The organism is Corallococcus sp. BB11-1 (genome assembly GCF_026626625.1).
GTDB classification, from domain to species: Bacteria; Myxococcota; Myxococcia; order Myxococcales; family Myxococcaceae; genus Corallococcus; species Corallococcus soli.
In genome coordinates this window covers 198,786-218,295 of the sequence record NZ_JAPNJY010000028.1, presented here as the reverse complement: position 1 = coordinate 218,295, position 19,510 = coordinate 198,786, and the positions used below count along the sequence as shown (strand labels likewise).

Genomic DNA, 19,510 nt, shown 5'->3' with positions numbered 1-19,510 from the left:
CTTTGGGTCAGCGGGTCACGTCGTTGGTCACGGCCAGGAGCATCAACAGCAGGAGCAGCGCCAGGCCCACCATGTTCGCCACCTCGCGCACGCGCACGGGGATGGGGCGGCGGCGGATGCCCTCCCACACCGCGGACAGCAGCTGGAAGCCATCCAGCACCGGGATGGGCAGCAGGTTCATCACGCCCAGGTTGATGGAGATGATGGCCATCAGGTTGAGGAAGCTGTCCATGCCCTGCTCGGCGCTCTTCGCGGCGAGCTGGTACATCATGATGGGGCCGCCAATCGTGCTGGGCGACACCTTGCCCACCACCAGCCCGCCCAGCACCTGCACCATCTGCCCGACGATCTTCGGGACGATGAGCGCGGCCTCCTTGAAGGCGGCCACCGGGCCCAGGTCGATGGTCACCTTCTCCACCGGCGGCAGGTCCGCGCTGCTGAAGCTCCACGGGCGCACGCCGAACACCAGCGGCGCGCTCGTCTGACCGTAGTCGTCGCGCATCTTGAGCGGCGCCTGCGCCAGCTTCTCCGTGCGCTCACCCTTTTCGCCGCGCCACGTGAGCGTGAAGGGCTGCGCCTGCAGGCCGTTGAGCACCGTGGCCAGCTTGTTGAAGGACTTCAGCGGCGTGCCGTTGATGGCCACGATGCGGTCACCCGGCTGGATGCCCGCGCCCTCCGCCACGCTGCCCGACGCCACGGTCGCCACGTAGAGGTCCACCGCTTCGGCGCCCAGCGCCGCGGGGCCCTCGCCGGCCTGACGCGACAGGGACACCTGCTTCACCTCCGGCACGCGGCCGGAGACGACGCCCACCGCCACGGGCGACAGCCGCGCGACGCTCAGCGCCAGCGGCGAGCCCTCCGGCACCTTGGCCACTTCACGGTAGAGGGCCGCTTCGTCCTGCACGTGCACGCCGTTGACGGACAGCACCCGGTCAAAGCTCTTGAGGCCCGCGTTCGCCGCGGCCGAGCCCGCGAGCACGCCCACCACCGGCGGCTGCGGATAGGGGCTCACGCCAATCATCCCGCGCTCGACGGTGTCCACCGGGGACACCTCCGAGCTGCGCTCCGGCGTCACCTGCACCACCTGCTGCTGACCGTCGCGCTCCAGGGTGATGGGCACCGGGCGCTCGAACTTGCCGACGAACGCGTCGCGCATGTCGTCGAAGGTGCGGACCGGCTCGCCCTCCACCTTGAGGATGCGGTCTCCGGGGCGGATGCCCGCGGCGGCGGCGGCCATGTCCGGCGACACCATGCCCACGCGCGTGGACAGCGTCTCCTGGGGGCCCAGGAACACGAAGAAGTACACGAAGATGGGGAACACCAGGTTGAACGCCGGGCCCGCCAGCACGATGAGGCCGCGCTTCCAGGGTGGCTGCGCCAGGAAGCTGCGGGAGGCCTCCTCCGGCGACAGCTCCTCATAGGGCAGCTCACCCGCCATCTTCACGTAGCCGCCCAGGGGCAGCAGCGCCACCTGGTACTCCGTCTCACCCTTGGTGAAGCCGATGAGCTTCGGCCCGAAGCCGATGGAGAACTTGAGGACCTTCACCCCGCAGGCCTTGGCCACGAGGAAGTGGCCGAGCTCGTGCACCGTCACGAGCACGCCCAGCAGGAGGATGAAGAACCCGAGGTTCTGGAGCATGGGCCGAACAGTAATCGCGCCCCCCGACCTGGACAACGCGCAACGACGTGCGCGAGGCAGACGGGCAGGCGCGAAAACAGGCACTTAGGGCAGCAGGTGCCTCACGAACTGCACATAGACGAACACCAGCGGCGCGTTGAACACGAGCGCGTCGATGCGATCCAACACGCCGCCATGTCCGGGAATGAGCTTTCCGGAGTCCTTCACGCCGTACGCGCGCTTGAGCATGGACTCGCACAGGTCGCCCACGGGGCCCAGCAGTCCACCGAAGATGCCCAGCAGCACACAGTCCCAGACGGTGAAGACGGGGAAGAAGAACCCCCGGGCGATGAACATGCCCAGCACCGAGCCCACCATGCCGCCGAAGAAGCCCTCCCACGTCTTGTTCGGGCTGACGGCCGGGTAGAGCTTGTGCTTCCCGAGGAAGCGGCCCGCGAAGTACGCGAGCGTGTCGTTGGCCCAGGTGATGGTGAGCGCGCAGATGACCCACGCCAGGCCGTGCTCGGGCAGGAGCCGCAGCGCGGACAGCGCGGTGAGGCCGATGGCGCCGTAGAGGAAGCCCGTGACGAGGTGCGCGGCCCGGGTGGGGGCCTCCGCGAGCGCGCCCCGGAACAGGTTGTAGATCCACGCGAAGAAGAAGAAGACGGACGTCACCCAGAAGGCCGTCTCGCCCGTGCGGGCGGCGTCCTTCAGGGGGAGCAGCGGCATGAGGAAGGCGGCGGCCATGCCCACCCAGGCGGCGGCGCCCAGGCGCTTCTGCGTGATGAGGTAGTACTCACCGGTGCACACGGCCGCGGCGGCGCCGAGCAGCACCGCGCTGTACCACCCGCCCAGGAACAGCAGCAGGAGCACCAGCGGCAAGAGGGTGATGCCCGTGAGGATGCGGATGAGGAGGTTCTTGTTCTTCTCGTTCACGCCTTGGCCCGCTGGGGTGTTTCGTCCCGGTTCAGCTGGGCGGACGTCAGTCCGAAGCGCCGCTCGCGGCCCTGGTACTGCGACAGGCAGCGCAGGAACTCTTCGGTGCGGAAGTCAGGCCAGAGGGCGTCGGTGAAGCACAGCTCGGCGTACGCCACTTGCCAGAGCAGGAAGTTGGAGATGCGCTGTTCGCCGCTGGTGCGCACCACGAGGTCCACGGGGGGAAGCCCGGAGGTCCACAGCCGCGACTCCAGGTCGTCCGCGCCCAGGTGCGCGGGGTCCAGTTCGCCCCGGGCCACGGATTCGGCCAGGGAGCGCGCGGCGCGCAGCAGCTCCTCGCGGCCACCGTAGGAGAGCGCCAGGGTGAGGACCATGCCGGTGTTGTGGGCGGAGTCGGCCATCAGCCGCTCCAGCGGGTCCTTCACGTAGCGCGGCAGCTTCTCCACCTCGCCAATGGCGTTGAGGCGGATGCCGTTGTCCAGGATCTCCGCGCGCTCGGACTCAAGATATTCGCGCAGCAGCTCCATGAGCCCGGCGACCTCTTCGGCGGGGCGAGCCCAGTTCTGGGAGGAGAAGGCGTAGAGGGTGAGGGCCTGCACGCCCACCCGGCGGGCGGTGCGTGTCACCTCCCGCACACTCACGCTGCCCTCGCGGTGGCCCTCCAGGCGCGGCTGGCCCCGGAGCTCCGCCCAACGCCCGTTGCCGTCCATGATGATGCCCACATGGCGCGGGAGAGGCCGGGCCTTGACCTGGACCTCGAGAGGGGTGGGCAACACGGTGGGGCGATCCATGAAGCCGCGCACCCTAGCGGTGGCTTCGCGTCGCGTCCACGGGCGCGTGGCCGGCCGGTCCCCCTCCCCCGCTGGCCGGTCGCCTGCCGGGGTTGAACGGTTCATGGGGCACAAAGGGCCGGATAGAGTGGGCTTCCATGAAAACTCCTGATGCCCTGGGCCGGTTCCGACTGCTGGGTGGCCTGGTGGGCCTGTGCCTGTTTGGTGGGGGGCCGGCCTTCGGACAGGCGGTGGGGGCTCCGGCTCCGGCGTCCTCCAGGGACTACTTCACGGCCGCGATGGCGGAGACGGCCCGGCTCCATGACGACCTGGAGTACGAGCAGGCGCTGGCCACGGTAACGCGGGCGAAGCGACTGGCCCGGTCCGACGCGGAGCGGGCGTCGGCGACCCTCTATGAAGGCGTCGTGCTGGCGGACATGGGCCGGCGCGAGGAGGCGCGGGCTTCGTTCCGGGCGGGCCTGGTGCTGACGCCGGACGCGAAGCTGCCGGTGAAGGTGTCGCCCAAGGTGGAGGACGACTTCGAGTCGGTGCGCAAGGAGGTCCAGCGCGACCGGCCGGCGGTGGCGCAACCAGTCCCGGAGGTGACGCCCCGTCCAGCGGATGCGCCCGTGCAGCGGACGGTGGGAGCCGCCCCGACGTCGCCCTCGCGGACGGTGGCGACCGTGGCTTCGCCCGGCGTGGACCTGAAGGTGGATGCGAAGCGGACCTCCGTGCGGAAGGTGCCGACGCTGTCGTGGGTGCTGCTGGGCACCGGCGTGGCGGCGGGAGGCGCGGGGACGTTGTTCGGGCTCCAGTCGCGCGGCAACGTGGACTCCGCGCGCGAGGCGGAGCTGTCCTCGGCCGTGGACGGACACCTGGAGGACGCTCGCGGTCAGGCGGTGGTGGCGAACGTCCTGTTCGGCACCGCGCTGGCGGCGGCGGTGGGCGCCGTCACTGCGTACTTCCTGAGCGATCCCTCGGCCGAGGCGGGCACGCCGTGAGGGCGTGGCTCGCGGTGGCCGGAGTGTGGCTGGGCGTGGGCTGCACCGTGCCCAGCAAGGAGGCCGTCGAGGTCCAGCGCTTCTGCACGGATGTGGGCCGGGGCTTCCAGGACGCGACCCTGCGGCTGACGGAGAACGCGACCTGCGACCGGGGAGTCGCCGTGGAGGTCCAGGCCCAGGGTTTCAGCCCGGGCTGTGTCCGGGTGTCGCTCCAGGACCGCGACCAGCGGGAACTCGCCACCACTTCGCTGAAGGGGACCACGCAAGTCACCCCGAACAACCCGGCCCACCTTCGCGTCCTGCTCTCGGAGCAACAGGGCACCGCGTTCGACCTGGTCGCGACGGCCCATTATGCCAACTGCGAGGGGACGTCTCTGGCCCAGGCCCGCAAACAGGTAGAGGTTCCGAAGGGGAGCGTGCTGGGTGTCCAGCTCGTGGTGTCTGCAACGGATGTGGATGGGGACGGCTATGTCGATGTGGGCACCAGCGGCACGGACTGCGATGACCACAACGCACAACGCCACCCAGGAGCCCAGGAGGTCTGCAATGGCGTGGATGACAATTGCGCCGACGGTGAGACCGAGGCCTTCATTCCCTGGTTCGTCGATGAGGATGGCGATGGCTGGGCCGGTACACCCGCAGGCATGGGTTGCACACCTCCGGTGCCGGGCGCGTCCCCGCAGTCGTTGGACTGTGATGAGAACTCCCCGTTCATCGCGCAGGGGATTGCAGAGATGTGCGACCGGTTGGACAACAACTGCGATGGGCGAGTGGATGAGGGCTGTTCCACCTCGTCCTGGGTGATGCAGCCCGATGCGGGGACCAGCGACTGGACCGCGCTCGCGGCCTATGCGCCCAACAACACATGGCTCGCGACGGGGACAGGAGTGGTGTCCCACGTGGGCGATCACTCGCTCGCGAAGGGCTGCTCAGGATTCTGGAGGGCCGCGTGGAGCAGCCGTGACGGACAGGTGTTCCTGGCGTCGGCCAGCAACGGGCTGGCCTCCACTATTCCCGGAGTGACCACCTGCTACGAAACGAGTCCTCCATCCGCCTCGAATGACCTTACGGGTATCACCGGCCTTGAAAGTGCGAAGGACGGCGGAGTCCAGGGGGTCTATGCCGTGGCCAGCAACGGGAAGATCTTCCACTGGTCCATGCCCTTCAACGTGTCGGGCGCCGTCACCCAGCTCGACATGGTTCCCGCCAGCCTGAGAGCGGTGGACGGAGAGGGAACGACCGATACCCTGCTGGCCGTGGGCGTCCGGTCGGATGGTGGACCGGCGGCGTTCCGCTTCAACCCGGACGGTGGCCCCTGGTTGCAAGAAGACCTGGATGCGCCCCACAGCAGCGGCCTCTTGAGCGTGGACGTGGTGGACAGCCGACTGGCCTATGCGGTGGCTGACAACGGCTCGGTGCTGGCGCGCGAGCGCGGCGTCTGGCGCATGCTACCGCCCCTGATGGGCTCGGAGCATTTGACGGACGTCGTCGCCTACGGCCGGAGCGGGGTCTACGTCTCCAGCCTCGAAGGCAGGATCCACCTGTTCAACGGCAGCACCTGGCAGACGGTCTACACAGGGCTCCAGCCGCTCACGAACATCGACGGGCCACTCCCTACGGAGATATGGGCCGTGGGCCATAAGGGCACCGTGCTGCGGTACAAACCCTGAACGTCGGGTTCCTCGCGAATCACTCCGTCAGCAGGTTGAGCTTGAAGAGATTGTCCTGGCCGGCCTTCACCGCAAAGGTCCGGGTCACGTCCTTCTTCAAGTCACTGTTCACGAGCCGCACCCGGTGCGTCCCTTCCGTGACCTCGACGACACCGAACGGGGTCTGCCCCAGGTTCTTGCCGTCCAGATACACCGTCGCGTACGGACGGATCCGGAACTCCACTCTTCCCTTGGCCAACGGGCGAAGAGGCCTCGACGGCCTCACGGGACGGCCCGCATCTGGCGATGTGGTCGCCGCGCCCGCGTCAGCGTCAGTCGGACCCGCATCCGCTTCCTCAGCGCCCGCGTCCGTTTCGCCAGCGCCTGCGTCCTCGACCCCCGCGTCGGTCACGACCGCCAGGGCTCCTGATGGAACAAGCGGATCCTCCGGGGCTCCGTTCGTGAGCGTCGGGTCCTTCGGAGGCGAATCGCCCTTCACCACGGGCGCCACGGGCTTTGAACCCGACCCGAGGACGACCCATCCCCCCGCCGACACCAGCGCGCCCAGGGCCACCACCGAAGCCACCACCACCCCACGGCGCAAAGCGGGCTTCCCCACCGGACTCGCGGACTCCACGGCATCGCCACGCGCTGGAGCCGGCGGAGAAACCACGGGTCGCGCGGGCGACGCACCTCGCGGCAGGAGATTGCCCGCGGAAGGCGTCGCGGGATCCGTTGCCGCATCGAAGGAACCCGACAGCGCCGGTTGCGCCGTCAGCGCGGGAGCCTCCATGGAGTCCCGTCCACGGCCATCCGCCCTCTCCGCGCCGGCCTTCGCACCCCACGCCGTGCCCTTCCCGGCAGGCATCGGCGTCGTCAACGCCTCCGCGGCTCGCGGCGCCTCCCCTTCCGGACGAAGCTTCGGCTTTCCCGGCGCCTCCACGTCCAGGACCGCGGTCTCCCGCACCTTCGCCGCCACGGGCGTGGGCGGCGTCGAGGCGTTCTCCGTCACCTGCGCCACCAGCCGGGCAATCTGGAACGCGCCCACGGGCTCGCCCTGGGACATCACGAACCGCTCCAGGTCCGCCTGGAGCTCCCGGCAGTCCGGATAGCGCTCCACCCGGTCCTTCGCGAGCGCCCGCTCCAGGATGCGCTGCATCGCCGGGGGCAGGTCGGGGCGGCGCTCCACCGCGGGCACGAAGGGCTCGAAGAGGATGGCCTGCATCATGCCCACCTCCGTCGCCGCGTCGAAGGGGCGCCGGCCGGTGAGCAGCTCGTAGAGCACCATGCCCAGCGCGTACACGTCCACGCGCGCATCCATGTTCCGGGCCTGGAGCTGCTCCGGGGGCATGTACGCGACCTTGCCCTTCACCACGCCCGTCTGCGTGCGGTGGCTCTGCCCCGCGACCTTCGCGATGCCGAAGTCCACCACCTTCACCGCGCCCTGCCGGGACACCAGCACGTTCTCCGGGCTGATGTCGCGGTGGACCAGCCCCAGCGGCGTCCCCGTCTCCGGGTCCGCCAGCTCGTGCGCGAACGCCAGCCCCTCCGCGGCGCAGGCCACCATCTTCGCGCACAGCGCCACCGGCAGCGGCGCCTGCTGCTCCGTGGAGCGCTTGATGAGCCGGCGCAGCGTGGGCCCGTCGATGTACTCCATCGCCAGGAAGTAGCTGCCGTCGGCCTCGCCGAAGTCGAAGATCTGCACCACGTTCGGGTGGTCCAGCTGGGCGGCCAGCTTCGCCTCGCCCAGGAACATCTCCACGAACGCCTCATCCTCCGCCAGGTGCGGAAGGATGCGCTTGAGCACCAGCGTCTTCTCGAAGCCACGCGGCCCGGCAGCCTTGGCGAGGAACACCTCCGCCATGCCCCCCGACGCGAGCTTCCGAACGAGCTGGTACTTCCCCAGTTGCATTGGTGCCGAGGTTTCCCACGGTTTTCCGGAAAAGTGAAACGACCTCGAGGGTCGAGCGTCCGCTGGCCCGCAAGGTGCGAGCCGGTGTTTGACCGAGGCGTGACGTGCTCCGTAGGATCCGCGTCCCCATGCCCCGCAAGGCCATTGGTCCCTACCGCGTGTTGGAGACGCTCGGCAGTGGCGGGGCCGGGACCGTGTATCGGGCCCGGGACCGCCGCACGAACGACGAAGTCGCGCTGAAGCTCCTGTCGACCGGTCCGTCCCTGGACGACCGCGCCGCACGCAGACTCGTGCGCGAATTCGAGACCCTGGCGGACCTCGCGCACCCCAACGTGGTGAAGGTCTTCGAGGCCGGCGTCCACGAAGGCTGGCCGTACCTGGCCATGGAGCTCATCGAAGGCCTCACCCTGCGCCACTACCTGGACGTGAGCACGGGCCAGCTGCACTCGGCCACGCCGCTCTCTCGCGCGCCGCTGTCCATCCGCCGCACCGAGGACGACGACTTCGGCAGCGTGGATGGCCCGGACGAGGACGCGGACGACGACTCGGTCGTGGACGAGGACAGCGATGACGGCACGTTCGGCCTCAACGCCTTCGCGGAGGAGGCCCCCAGCGAGGACCTGGCCAGCTTCCACGGCGCGGGCGCGGAGGACGACTCGGATTCGGGCGACGTGCCGTTGGATCCGCGCCGCGAAGTCGCGCGCAGGCCGTCCACCCTGGCGCCCGTCACCCCGCCGCGCATGGCGGACCTGAACCGCCCGGAGCGCATGGGCCGGCTGAAGGACGCGATGCTCCAGGTGTGCGAGGCGCTGGCGTACATCCACGGCCACGGGCTGGTGCACCGCGACCTGAAGCCGTCCAACATCATGGTGGACGACGACCGGCAGGTGCGGCTGATGGACTTCGGCCTCGCCAAGTTCCTCGCGGACGACGCGGGCATCACCGCGGACGGCAAGCTCGTGGGCACCTACCGGTACATGGCGCCGGAGCAGATTCTGGGAGAGCCGCTGGATGGACGCTCGGACCTGTACAGCCTGGGCGTCATCCTGTACGAGCTGATGAGCGGGCGTCCGCCGTTCGACGCGAAAACGCCGCACGAGCTGTGGCGCCAGGTGCTGGAGACGGAGGCACCGCCGCTGCTCGCGCTCAACCTGCATGGCGACCCGCAGCTCGCGCGCGTCGCCCATCGCCTCATCCGCAAGGAGCCGGACGACCGGTTCCAGACGGCCGAGGAAGTCTACGAGGCCCTCTCCGAGTGAGCACCGCGACGACGCACACCCTCACCGTGGACGCCGCCAAGGCGGGCCAGCGCGTGGACCTGTTCGTGGGCGAGGCCCTGGGCCTGTCCCGCGCGCGCATGAAGCGCCTCTTCGACGAGGGCCAGGTGCGCGTCAACGGCCGCCCCGCGAAGAAGGGCCTGATGGTCGCCGCCGGCCAGCAGATCGCCGTGACGGTGGAGGAGACGACGCGCGAGGCCGTGCCCGACGCGGACTTCCCGCTGGTCATCCTGCACGAGGACGCCTCGCTGCTCTTCGTGGACAAGCCCGCCGGCCGGGCCTCCCACCCGCTGCAACCGGGTGAGACGGGCACCGTCGCCAACGCGCTCGTCTCCCGCTACCCCGAGTGCGCCCAGGCGTCCCAGGACCCGCGCGAGGGCGGCCTGTGCCACCGCCTGGACGTGGAGACGTCCGGCGTGGTCGTCGCGGCCCGCACGCGCGAGGCCTGGAGCGCCGTGCGCGAGTCCTTCACCCAGCGCGCCGTGGACAAGCACTACCTCGCGCTGGTGACGGGGCCGCTCGCGGACGACGGCGAGGTGGAGGTGCCCCTGCGCCACCACCCGCGCCACCCGGACCGCGTGGAGCCCGCCCCCCACGGCGCCGAGGACGCCCGCGAGGCGCTATCCCGGTTCCGGGTGCTGGGCCGCTCCGGGGACTACAGCCTGGTGGAGGTGAAGATCCTCACCGGCGTGCTGCACCAGGTGCGCGCGCACCTGGCCGGCATCGGCGCGCCGCTGGTGGGGGACGCGCTCTACGGGGGCCGCGAGGCGCCGGAGCTGGGGCGCTTCTTCCTGCACGCCCGGTCGCTCTGCGTGCCCCACCCCGTCACGAAGGAGCCCGTGCGCGTGGTGAGCCCCCTGCCCCCGGACCTGGTGGCGGAGCTGGCGCGGCATGGCCTCACGTTGCCGGAGGCTGGCGGGGCTACTCCCCCATCACCTTGAGGATGACGCGCTTGCGCCGCTGGCCGTCGAACTCCGCGTAGAACACCTGCTGCCAGGGGCCCAGGTCCAGCTTGCCGGCGGTGACGGGGATCAGCACCTGGTGGTGGACGAGCATGGATTTGAGATGTGCATCCCCGTTGTCCTCGCCGGTGCGGTGGTGGCGGTAGTCGGGGCCGGAGGGCGCCAGGTGCTGGAGCCAGTCCCAGATGTCCTCGTGGAGGCCGGGTTCGTCGTCGTTGACGAAGACGCCCGCGGTGATGTGCATGGCGGACACCAGCACCATGCCCTCCTGGATGCCGCTCTTCTTCACCAGCGCGGCCACGGTGTCGGTGAGGCGCACCAGCTCGCGCCGGGACTTCGTCTCGAACCAGAGGTATTCGGTGAGGGTCTTCATGGGCCGCACTGTCAGAGGGGGCCACTAGAGTGACTCACGCCATGCGAGCCATCCTCCACGTGGACATGGACGCCTTCTATGCGTCCGTCGAGCAGCGCGACAACCCGTCCCTGAGGGGCAAGCCCGTCATCGTTGGCGGGCATGCACAGCGGGGGGTGGTGGTGGCGGCCTCCTACGAGGTGCGGCCCTTCGGGGTGAAGAGCGCGATGCCCATGGCGCGCGCGGTGAAGCAGGCCCCGCACGCGGTGGTGGTGAAGCCCCGCTTCTCCGCCTACGCGGAGGCCAGCGAGCAGGTGTTCGCCATCTTCGAGCGCTACACGCCGCTCATTGAACCCCTGTCCCTGGACGAGGCGTTCCTGGACGTGACGGCGTCGGTGGGGCTGTTCGGCGCGGCGGCGGACATCGCGAAGCGGATCCGCAAGGAGATTGCCCACGAGCTGAACCTGCCGGCGTCCGCGGGCATCGCCACGGCGAAGTTCGTGGCGAAGATTGCCTCCGACCTGGCCAAACCCAACGGCCAGCGCGAGGTGCGGCCCGAGGAGACGGTGGCCTTCCTGGCGGGGCTGCCGGTGTCGCGGCTGTGGGGGGTGGGGCCCAAGACGGAGGAGGCGATGAAGCGCGCGGGGCTGTCCACCATCGGGGACGTGGCGGCGCGGGAGCTGGGGTGGCTGGAGGAGCGCTTCGGCTCCAGCGGCAGGCACCTGTGGGAGCTGTCGCACGGCATCGACGCGCGGGACGTGGTGCCGGACCGGGCGGCCAAGAGCGTGGGCGCGGAGGACACGTTCGAGGAGGACCTGACGGGCCTGGAGACGCTGAAGCCGCACGTGCACGCCCAGGCGCTCCGGGTGGCGCGGCGGCTGCGGCGGGCGTCGCTGAAGGGCCGCGTGGTGCAGCTCAAGCTGAAGTTCGCGGACTTCACGCTCATCACCCGGCGCACGACGCTGCGCGAGGCGACGGACGACGGGCAGGTGCTCTACCGCGCGGCGCTGGAGCTGCTGGAGCGCGCGCACGAGGGCAAGCCGATGCGGCTCACGGGCGTCAGCGTGCAGTTGGACGAGGACGAGGCACAGCTCGGGTTGTTCCCGGCGGCGGCGCCGAAGACGTCCAAGCTGAATGAAGCGATGGACCGCATCGCCGCGCGCTTCGGCAGCAAGGCCATCACCATGGCGGACATCGCGGGCGCGGAGGCGCCGGACGACGATGACCCTCGCTCCGAGCGGCCGGTGGAGAAGCCGAAGCGCTGAAGCGCTCCAGCCCCTGCGCGACCCGGCGCCCGTTGGAGCGAAGCCGAAGCGCCGAAGCGCTCCGGCCCCTGCGCGGACTACCCCTCGCCCGCGTCGGAACCCGAGGACGACGGACGCTCCGCGCCCGAGCCGCCCTCGCCGTTCCCACCGCCGGTGCGACGACGGCGGCGACGGCGGCGCTTGCGCCGGGGGCCTTCCGCGTCCGCCGCGCCACTGGCGCTCGCGCGCTGCGGGGGCACCTCTCCGGCCTGCCACGCCTCCAGCGCCTCGCGTCCCTCGCCCGTGGCCTCCACCGTCATCGCGAAGACGGCCAGGGCCTCGTTGAAGAGCGGGTGGCGGCGGAAGGCGCCCGCCTTCTTGCGGCGCTCCCCGGACAGCGTGCGCTGCATCAGCAGCAGCATGCGGCAGCGCTCGGCGATGCGGCGCGGCAGCCTGGCGGCCTCCACGAAGCCCGCGAGCAGGTCCTCGATGACGTGCGCGACGGACGCGCGGCCCTCGTCCTGGCCCTCCTCCGCCGGCTGCGTGCGGCCAATGGGCGCCAGCAGCGTCGCCAGGAGGATGGCGTCGTCCAGCACCTCGCCCGCCGACACGCGCTTATCCAGCGCCTGGGCGAAGGCGTAGAAGGTCTTCTCCCCTTCCTTGCCGTGCTCGCGCAGGTACGCGTCCACCGGCGGCAGCAGCAGCTTCAGCGCGTCCAGCGCCGCCAGCAGCTTCAGCGCCGGGGCGGACACGCCGCCGCGGATGAGCCGGAAGGTCTCCTCCAGCAGGCGCGCGGGCGCGCAGCGCGGCAGGTCCTCCACCGCGCCCTCCATCGCCGCGTAGGTGCGCGACTCGATGTCCAGGTCCAGCTTCGCCGCGAAGCGCACCGCGCGCAGGATGCGCACCGGGTCCTCGCGCATGCGCACTTCCGGGTCGCCGATGGTGCGGATGAACCGCTCGTCCAGGTCGCGCCGGCCGCGCACGTAGTCGATGACCCGACCTTCGGCCGCGTCGTAGAACAACCCGTTGATGGTGAAGTCGCGGCGGCGCGCGTCCTGCTGCGCGGTGCCGAAGACGTTGTCGTGGGTGATGAGCAGGTCCTCACCCGACGCCTCGTCCGTCGCCGCGCCCGGGGCGGGCTCCAGCTCCGTCGGGTTCGCGCGGAAGGTGGACACCTCCACGATCTTCCCGCCCTTGAAGTAGACGTGCGCCAGCCGGAAGCGCCTTCCGATGAGCCGGCAGTTGCGGAAGATGGCGCGCACCTCGCCCGGGTGGGCGCTGGTCGCCACGTCGAAGTCCTTGGGCTTCTTGCCCAGGAGCAGGTCGCGCACGCAGCCGCCCACCAGATACGCCTGGTGTCCGTGCTGGTGCAGCCGCAGCACCACCTTGAGCGCATCCGGATCCATCTCGTCCGGGTCGATCTCCGCCGGCTCGCCGGTGCGCGTGGTGGTGGGCGCCTGGAGCTCCGGCTCGTTCGCCGCGGGCTCCGGCTCCGGCTCCAGGATGACGGCCTCGGGCTCCTCGGCCTCGTCGCCCGCTTCGGCGGCGGCCTGGGCGTCCTCGGCCTCCGCGGCCTTCAGGGCCTCGGTGGCGCGGCGGATTTCATCGCTCACCTCGGGGTCGACCGGGCTGGCCTCCTCGGGGTCCTCGTCGTCGTCGAAGCCCTCGTCGTCCGCCGCGTCCGCGGAGAAGGAGGGCTCGGTGCCATTGTCGAAAGGGGCCTCGGGGGCCCGGGCTTCAGGTTCACTGGGACGCACGGAGGAGTCCGCCGGCTCGGTGGCCGCGGTGCGCTCCTCCTGGCCCGTCAGGTCCAGGGGGGAAGACATAGAAAGTACCTCGTGCGCGGACCCGGAGGACTCCACCGCTGCCGCCTCAAAGGAGGCCTCTCCGCGCGCGTCGTCTCCGGGCGCGGCTGGCAGCGTTCCGCCAAGGGGCGGGGGATGGGTCGGGTCTCGCGTCATTCGCCTCGGAAGGGCTGCCGTCTATCACGCATCCTCCCACCCATGGGGGCTGCGCTTAAGGACATTCGTCAGGGACGTGCGGGGTCCACCAGGGCCCCCCCCGCCCGCCCTCCAGGCGCCGGTATCACCCGGCGCCCCACGCCCTCGAAAGGCGCCCTTCCAGGGCTAACACCCGGCCCCCGCCCCATCCGGGCACCCTGCCCCGGGCGACGGGCAGGCCGGGCCCTCCTGGACGGTCCCCAAGCAGGCAGGCACCCGCCGCCGCCCGGCCATGGGAGCCCCCCGCGTGGAACGGGCGGGAGGCCCGTCAGGTCGAGGGCTTCGTGGAGCGACCCTTGTGGGTCCGGGGCAGCGCGTGGGAGATGAGCGACACGTAGTCCACCGCCTGCACCTTCGGCGGGGGCGGCTGCGTGCCCAGCGCGGCCAGGCGCTTGCTGAACGCGGCCAGGATGTCCGGCACGGGCCGCATCGCCTTGAGCAGCGCGTTGGGCCCCTCCATCGCCTGGGACAGCGCGATGGCGGCCTGCTGCAGCGGCAGGCCGCGCCTCAGCAGGTCCTGGAAGGAGTTCGACAGCGTGATGATGTTGTGCCCCGCCGTCTGCACCATCTCCACGGCGATCTTCAGCACCTGGGGCGCCGTGAGGTGGCCATCCGCCAGCAGCACCAGGGCCGCCTGGAAGTAGTTGAAGATGGGCACCACGCGCGGCCCGTAGGCCGTGAAGTGCGCGGGCGGCGTCAGCCGGTCCAGGTGGATGAAGATGCGGCGCACGGGGTCCGCCACCGGGATCTTCTTCCACGCCTCGTGCACCCGCGCGACGTCGTCCGGGTACACCCCGCCCGCCTCCAGCACCTGCGACAGCACGCGCTCGTCCACCCGGCCCGCGATGAGGTCCGCGTAGAGCGAATAGATGAACGCGTCCGCCTCCGCGTCGTCGCCGAAGAGGACCTCCTCCGCCTCCACGGGCGCGTGGATGCGGCTCTCCAGGATGACGGGCAGCTTGTAGCCCACCTGTCCGCGCAGGGCCCGGAAGCGCCCGCGCAGCAGGTTGCTGACGTTGTCCTTGAGGACGAACTCGTCCCACTGGACGCCGTCCAGCTTGAGCTTCTCCTCCAGCACCGCGCGCATCTGCTTGGGGCTGCCGGACACGATGCACAGCCGCGAGTCCCCCTGCTCCGCCAGCTCCCGGATGAGCGCGGAGGCGCCCGGCACGGCGACCTTCTCGTGCGCCTTCTGGAACGCGGTGCGGAACAGGTCGCGCAGCGACTCGAAGTCCGTCTGGAGGTACGTCTTGTCCAGGTCCCACCGGTAGATGCGGCGCGGCGGGCGAGGGTCGATGCGGTCCGGCAGGCTCACCGCGCCAGGCCCTCCTGGATGGCGGTGCCCAGCTCGTTCGCCACCGCCTTCGCGGCCACCTTGCCCGCGTTCGCGATGGCGCGCGCCTTGGAGCGACCGTGCGCCTTGATGAAGATGCGATCAAACCCGAGGATGGGCGCGCCGCCGTACTGCTCCCAGTCCGTGATGTCCTTGAGCCGCTCGATGCCGGAGGACAGCATGGCCAGGCCCGCGCGCCAGCGCAGGCTCTCCTTGTAGGCGTACTGGGCCAGCTCCATCACCGTGTCGTGCACGCCCTCCAGCATCTTCAGGCACACGTTGCCCACGAAGCCGTCCGTCACGATGACGTCCACCGTGCCGCGCGGGATGTCGATGCCCTCCACGTTGCCGGTGAAGTTGAGCCCCGTCATCTGCGACAGCCGCTGGTGCGCCTCCACCACCCGGGGCGGGCCCTTCTGCGGCTCGATGCCGTTGGACAAGAGCGCCACCTTGGGCCGCTCGTTGCGGGAGATGATGCGCGCGTACGCGCTGCCCATGACGGCGAACGCCACCAGGTCCTCCGCGGTGGCCTCCACCGTGGCGCCCACGTCCAGGATGAGGCTGAAGGGGTCCTGCTTCGCCCCGCGCACGCCCCGCGTCGGGTACACCGTGGCCAGCGCCGCGCGGCGCACGCCCGGAATCAGCTGGAAGTGGCGCTTGCACGCGAGCACGCCCGCGCCCGTGTTGCCCGCGGACACCAGCGCGTGCGCCTCCCCTTCCGCCACCAGCCGGGCGGCCACCGCCACGGAGGACTCGGGTTTGCGCGCCAGCGCCTCGCCGGGCTTTTCGTCCATGCCCACGAAGTCCGCGGCGTGGTGCACGGAGATGCGCTCGCCGTTGTGCTTGATGCCCGCCAGGGCCGCGTCGATGACAGGACGGTCCCCCACGAGCAGCGCGTGGATGTGCGGAGACTCCAGCGAGAGCTGGGCAGCGCCCCGCACCACCTCCTCCGGGCCGTGATCGCTCCCCATCACGTCGAACGCGATGGTGATGTGCTGCGGCTTCCCCACCATGGACTCCATCCTATGAGCTTTGCTCGGCGCCCGCTCCCGACATTCTCACCTGTGTCACCAACGACAGTGCCAGGACACCCCCCACCCCCACCAGCACCGCGCCCGTCCCGTAGGGGGCCGCGGGGCCCAACCGGGTGAATAGCAGGCCGCCCAGCGCCGGTCCCACGATGCGCCCCAGCGAACCGCAGGCCTGATACGCGCCCAACACCGCCCCCTGGCGCTCCGAGGGCGCGTGCAGCGACACCAGCGCCGACAGGCACGGGTTCACCAGCGCGGAGCCCACCGCCAGGAGCCCCATGACCGGGAAGAGCCACCCGTACGTGGGGGCCACCGGCAGGAGCGCCAGCCCCGCCGCCGTCAGCGCGAACCCCGCCACGGCCACCGGGGCCTCGCGCCCTCCCCTGCCCCCCGAGCTTGCCACCGGCCCATGCCCGGGGGCCACCAGCCTGCGCACCAGCCCGCCCTGCACCAGGGCGGACAGCACGCCCACCACCGCGAAGAGGGCCCCGGAGCGCAGGCTGGCCTCCTTCAGCACCGCCGCGTCCGGGTGCACCGCGTGCACCAGCCACCCGCCCTCCAGGGGCACCGCCCCGGACGACAGGAAGCGCGTGAGGAGGAACACGGAGAAGGTGCCCTCCATCTGCGCGAAGGCCACGGTGAAGAGCAGCACCAGCACGACGCAGCGGCCCACGACGGGCATCGTCAGCACGGACGCGGCGCCCTTCATGGTGCGCACCGTGGCGGACGGGCTCCCCGGCACCCGCGTCTCCGGCAGGAAGAACCAGGTGTTGATGAGGTTCAGGGCGGACAGCCCCGCCGCGAACAGGCCGATGGCGAGGTTGCCGCCCCACGCGCCCAGCACGCCGCCCAGCGCCGGCCCCATCACGAAGCCCAGGCCGAACGCCGCGCCGATGATGCCCATGCCCCGCGCGCGCTCGTGGGGCTTGGTGATGTCCGCCACCACCGCCTGCGCGGTGGACACGTTGCCGCCGGACACCCCGTCGATGACGCGGGAGAGGAACAGCAGCGGCAGCGTGTCCGCGAAGGCGAACAGCACGTAGCCCGCGAGCGAACCCACCTGGCTCAACAGCAGCACCGGCCGCCGGCCGAACCGGTCCGACAGCCGCCCCATGATGGGCGCCGCCACCAGCTGCATCAGCGAGTACACCGCGACGAGCAGCCCCACCGTGAAGGGCGACGCCCCGAAGCGCACGCCGTACACGCCCAGTTGGGGAATCAGGATGCCGAACCCGATGAGGTCCAGGACGGCGATGCCGAACACCACCCGCAGCGACGCCTCCCGAGCCAACTCGAACTCCCCTCGTCCACGGGCCTGCGAAAAGAGAAAACCGCCGGAGCGCTCAGACCAAGCGCTCCGGCGGGCCGGGAGACTCCCACCTGTCCTGCCGTGCGTCTACATCGCGCCGGCGGACTGGATGTTGCGGTTGGCCGTGTCGCGTTCGATGCAGCCCTTGGTCATCGTGTACTGGTACGTGCCCAGCTCGTCACGCCAGTACTCGCCCTCGTAGGGCCAGTAGAGCTGATCGTCCGCGACCGCCACGGAGTACTTGTACTTCTTGACGATGGCCGTGCGGCCGCCCGCCTTGAGCTGCTCCTCCAGGAACTCCTTCTCCTTGGTGGTCGTCTCGAACTTGATGCGCAGGCCGTTGGCCAGGAGCAGCTTGAGCGCGCCCAGCTCCGTCTCCAGCTTGCCCTTGGCCATGATGCCGGCCTTGGAGATGAGGCTGGTGCGCTGGACCTTGAGGCCCTCCAGCAGCTGCTTGGTCAGCTCGGAGTACTTGAACGTGTCGCCCTTGTTGGCGAACAGGTCCATCTCCCCCTCGAGTTCCAGGATGGAGTCGTTGGTCTTCTTCAGGTCCTGGTCCGTGAGGGCCAGCCGCAGGATGCGCTCCAGGAGCACGTCCGTGCCGTTCTTCTCCAGGCCGTCCTTGTTCTTCTTCTGCACGTCGGCGAGCACCGTGTAGTACTCGCTCGCGTCCATGTTCTTCTTCACGAGCGAGTCCAGCTCGTCGTGCACGGGCAGGTAGGTGCGCTCGAAGTCCTGGAGGATGAGGTTGGACTCCCGGTAGCGGCAGTTCTCGTAATAGATGACCGCCTTCAGGATGAGCGCCTCCGGGAAGTACTCCTCGCGGAAGAAGGGCGACGACAGGGTGATGAGGTTGCCCAGCGCCTGCTCGTACTGGCCGATGCGGTAGTTGGCCCAGGAGGACTCGAAGAGCGCCTCCAGCCACTGCGTGTTCCCGCGCTCCACCTTGTTCAGATAGAAGATGGAGAAGCGGTTCTGCTGCATGCCGTAGTGCGTGCGCGCCAGCTGCATGAACGCCAGCTCGCGCAGCGACTTGTCCAGCTTCGCCTGCTCACCGGTGCGGCCCGCCATGGGACGGGTGAGGCGCACCACTTCCTTCATCGCCTCCACCGACGCCAGCACGTCCGTGTTGCCGCGCTTGCTGGCCGCGTCCTTGTTGCGCGTGCCGTTGCGGAAGAAGGCCAGGCCCTCCAGGTACTTCGCGCGCGGGTAGAACGTGTCCGTGCGCGGGATGGACAGCGCCAGGCGCTTCACTTCCTCGAAGCTCTTGTCCGCGTTCTCCGTCTGGCCCACCTGGTCCAGCGCGCGACCGCGCACGAAGTGGTAGCGGGCCAGCAGGTAGCGGAACTCGTTGCGGAACTTCTCCGGGAACTCGTAGTTCGCGTACCGCGCGATCTCATCCAGGATGACCGTCTCGTTCTGCGTCTTGCGGCTGATGAAGAACAGCCACTCCAGGCTCGTCTTGAAGAACTTCGTGGACGGGCCCGCCGCGAGGATCTTGGAGAACTCGCCCAGCGACGAGTGGTACAGGCCCATGCGGTAGAGCGACTTGGCCAGCACGTAGCGCGCTTCGGTGTGCAGGCCCTGGAGCTTGGCGTCGCCCAGCAGCTCGTGCGACGCCATCGCCGCCTTCTCGTACTCGTCGGCCTTGAACAGCGAGATGGCCGCGTCCAGGCGCTGGCGGTCCGCCGTCTTGCCGGACACGTCCACCGCGTCGAACGTCATCGTGGGCGCGGGCGGCTTGTCGTTGTCGCCCGTGAGGTCCAGGCCCAGGCCGCCGCCACTCTGGGCGGGCTGCGCGGGCTTGACGGGCGCGGAGGTGGCCGCGGGCGTCGCGGTCATCGGGGGCGTGGCGGGGTTGACCGCGGGCGGCGTGGGGGCCACTTCAGGAGACGCCGTGGTGTCGGAGGACGTGTCGGCGGTGTCCTCCGCCGGCGCGGCCTTGCCCTTGCCGCGCTTGGAGGAGGTCTTCTTCTTGGCGGACGACCCCTTCTTCTTCTTCTTGGACTGGCCCGCCAGGTCCAGCCCTTCAAAGGACTGGGCCATCGTGGGGGCCGTGTACGCGAGCGTGAGCCCGAGGACGGCGAGACGGAGGAACCGGTGGGTGCGCATCATG

15 protein-coding genes are annotated in these 19,510 nt (G+C 70.3%); 5 read left to right on the top strand and 10 right to left on the bottom strand.

Annotated features, from left to right (window positions below):
• Positions 1–7 precede the first annotated feature (7 nt).
• The 3 genes from rseP to uppS form a co-directional block, all read right to left on the bottom strand.
• On the bottom strand, positions 8–1,639 hold the full coding sequence (rseP, locus tag OV207_RS22440; RefSeq protein ID WP_267557145.1) for an RIP metalloprotease RseP: 1,632 nt from the start codon (positions 1,637–1,639) through the stop codon (positions 8–10).
• An 84-nt stretch (positions 1,640–1,723) separates the two neighbouring features.
• Positions 1,724–2,554, bottom strand: coding sequence for a phosphatidate cytidylyltransferase (locus OV207_RS22435; RefSeq protein WP_193428235.1), 831 nt, complete (start codon positions 2,552–2,554; stop codon positions 1,724–1,726).
• Positions 2,551–3,345: a polyprenyl diphosphate synthase gene (gene uppS / locus OV207_RS22430; RefSeq protein WP_193428236.1), complete on the bottom strand. Its 795-nt coding sequence runs from the start codon at positions 3,343–3,345 to the stop codon at positions 2,551–2,553. The genes OV207_RS22435 and uppS overlap by 4 nt, the downstream gene beginning before the upstream one ends.
• Before the next feature lie 137 nt (positions 3,346–3,482).
• Between uppS and OV207_RS22425 the strand changes: the two genes are divergently transcribed.
• The gene (locus OV207_RS22425; protein WP_267557144.1) at positions 3,483–4,325 is read left to right on the top strand and encodes a hypothetical protein; all 843 of its coding nucleotides are present in this window, start codon (positions 3,483–3,485) and stop codon (positions 4,323–4,325) included.
• 35 nt (positions 4,326–4,360) lie between these two features.
• Complete coding sequence (locus tag OV207_RS22420; RefSeq protein ID WP_267557143.1) at positions 4,361–5,995, top strand: putative metal-binding motif-containing protein; 1,635 nt, start codon at positions 4,361–4,363, stop codon at positions 5,993–5,995.
• Between the two features lie 19 nt (positions 5,996–6,014).
• Here the strand turns inward: OV207_RS22420 and OV207_RS22415 are convergent, their stop codons facing one another.
• Positions 6,015–7,886 (bottom strand): serine/threonine-protein kinase, encoded by a 1,872-nt coding sequence (locus OV207_RS22415; RefSeq protein WP_267557141.1) that lies wholly within the window; start codon positions 7,884–7,886, stop codon positions 6,015–6,017.
• 128 nt (positions 7,887–8,014) lie between these two features.
• Between OV207_RS22415 and OV207_RS22410 the strand changes: the two genes are divergently transcribed.
• Both OV207_RS22410 and OV207_RS22405 read left to right on the top strand, forming a co-directional pair.
• Positions 8,015–9,145, top strand: a complete 1,131-nt coding sequence (locus tag OV207_RS22410; RefSeq protein WP_267557140.1) for a serine/threonine-protein kinase — start codon at positions 8,015–8,017, stop codon at positions 9,143–9,145.
• Positions 9,142–10,104 (top strand): RluA family pseudouridine synthase, encoded by a 963-nt coding sequence (locus tag OV207_RS22405; RefSeq protein WP_267557139.1) that lies wholly within the window; start codon positions 9,142–9,144, stop codon positions 10,102–10,104. The genes OV207_RS22410 and OV207_RS22405 overlap by 4 nt, the downstream gene beginning before the upstream one ends.
• Here the strand turns inward: OV207_RS22405 and OV207_RS22400 are convergent.
• Positions 10,085–10,498, bottom strand: a complete 414-nt coding sequence (locus OV207_RS22400) for a secondary thiamine-phosphate synthase enzyme YjbQ (RefSeq protein WP_267557138.1) — start codon at positions 10,496–10,498, stop codon at positions 10,085–10,087. The two genes, OV207_RS22405 and OV207_RS22400, sit on opposite strands and share 20 nt — an antisense overlap.
• Positions 10,499–10,539: 41 nt before the next feature.
• Here OV207_RS22400 and dinB point away from each other — a divergent pair, with 41 nt between their 5' ends.
• Positions 10,540–11,742: a DNA polymerase IV gene (dinB, locus tag OV207_RS22395; RefSeq protein ID WP_193428243.1), complete on the top strand. Its 1,203-nt coding sequence runs from the start codon at positions 10,540–10,542 to the stop codon at positions 11,740–11,742.
• A gap of 77 nt (positions 11,743–11,819) precedes the next feature.
• Here the strand turns inward: dinB and pcnB are convergent, their stop codons facing one another.
• From pcnB to gltC, 5 genes are all read right to left on the bottom strand, one after another.
• Complete coding sequence (gene pcnB / locus OV207_RS22390; protein WP_267557137.1) at positions 11,820–13,547, bottom strand: polynucleotide adenylyltransferase PcnB; 1,728 nt, start codon at positions 13,545–13,547, stop codon at positions 11,820–11,822.
• A gap of 442 nt (positions 13,548–13,989) precedes the next feature.
• Complete coding sequence (locus tag OV207_RS22385) at positions 13,990–15,036, bottom strand: phosphatase domain-containing protein (RefSeq protein WP_193428245.1); 1,047 nt, start codon at positions 15,034–15,036, stop codon at positions 13,990–13,992.
• Positions 15,033–16,067, bottom strand: coding sequence for a phosphate acyltransferase PlsX (plsX, locus tag OV207_RS22380; protein ID WP_193428246.1), 1,035 nt, complete (start codon positions 16,065–16,067; stop codon positions 15,033–15,035). The genes OV207_RS22385 and plsX overlap by 4 nt, the downstream gene beginning before the upstream one ends.
• 10 nt (positions 16,068–16,077) lie before the next feature.
• Positions 16,078–17,376, bottom strand: a complete 1,299-nt coding sequence (locus OV207_RS22375) for an MFS transporter (protein WP_193428247.1) — start codon at positions 17,374–17,376, stop codon at positions 16,078–16,080.
• A 105-nt stretch (positions 17,377–17,481) separates the two neighbouring features.
• Entirely contained in the window at positions 17,482–19,506 is a 2,025-nt protein-coding gene (gene gltC, locus OV207_RS22370) for an adventurous gliding motility protein GltC (protein WP_267557632.1), read from the bottom strand.
• Positions 19,507–19,510 lie beyond the last annotated feature (4 nt).

What these genes read in the sequence shown, in the direction of transcription:
- pcnB (WP_267557137.1), bottom strand. Translation starts at nt 13,547, where the DNA reads ATGTCTTCCCCCCTGGACCTGACGGGCCAGGAGGAGCGCACCGCGGCC.
- uppS (WP_193428236.1), bottom strand. Translation starts at nt 3,345, where the DNA reads ATGGATCGCCCCACCGTGTTGCCCACCCCTCTCGAGGTCCAGGTCAAG.
- dinB (WP_193428243.1), top strand. Translation starts at nt 10,540, where the DNA reads ATGCGAGCCATCCTCCACGTGGACATGGACGCCTTCTATGCGTCCGTC.
- rseP (WP_267557145.1), bottom strand. Translation starts at nt 1,639, where the DNA reads ATGCTCCAGAACCTCGGGTTCTTCATCCTCCTGCTGGGCGTGCTCGTG.
- OV207_RS22410 (WP_267557140.1), top strand. Translation starts at nt 8,015, where the DNA reads ATGCCCCGCAAGGCCATTGGTCCCTACCGCGTGTTGGAGACGCTCGGC.
- gltC (WP_267557632.1), bottom strand. Translation starts at nt 19,506, where the DNA reads ATGCGCACCCACCGGTTCCTCCGTCTCGCCGTCCTCGGGCTCACGCTC.
- OV207_RS22425 (WP_267557144.1), top strand. Translation starts at nt 3,483, where the DNA reads ATGAAAACTCCTGATGCCCTGGGCCGGTTCCGACTGCTGGGTGGCCTG.
- OV207_RS22400 (WP_267557138.1), bottom strand. Translation starts at nt 10,498, where the DNA reads ATGAAGACCCTCACCGAATACCTCTGGTTCGAGACGAAGTCCCGGCGC.
- plsX (WP_193428246.1), bottom strand. Translation starts at nt 16,067, where the DNA reads ATGGTGGGGAAGCCGCAGCACATCACCATCGCGTTCGACGTGATGGGG.
- OV207_RS22415 (WP_267557141.1), bottom strand. Translation starts at nt 7,886, where the DNA reads ATGCAACTGGGGAAGTACCAGCTCGTTCGGAAGCTCGCGTCGGGGGGC.